At 64.3% G+C, this 213-nt stretch carries 1 protein-coding gene; it reads left to right on the top strand.

All coding sequences use genetic code 11. The features are described 5' to 3' along the window. A partial coding sequence (locus tag COI44_RS23750) for a thiolase family protein (RefSeq protein WP_483295504.1) occupies positions 1–213 on the top strand: 213 nt, incomplete at both ends.

Below are 213 nucleotides of genomic sequence, written 5' to 3'. Positions count from 1 at the left end.
TCGACGTGGTGGTCGCGGGCGGCATGGAAAGCATGACGAATGCGCCGTACCTGATCCCGAAAGGCCGCGGCGGTTACCGCATCGGCCACGGCATGATCTACGACCACATGATGCTGGACGGCCTGGAAGATGCATACGACAAGGGCCGCGCCATGGGCACCTTCGGCGAGGACTGCGCCGAGAAGTACGGCTTCACGCGCGAAGCCCAGGACA

The organism is Bacillus sp. AFS088145, from assembly GCF_002564465.1.
Classification (GTDB): Bacteria; Bacillota; Bacilli; order Bacillales; family Bacillaceae_G; genus Gottfriedia.
This window is presented reverse-complemented; position numbering and strand designations above follow the sequence as displayed.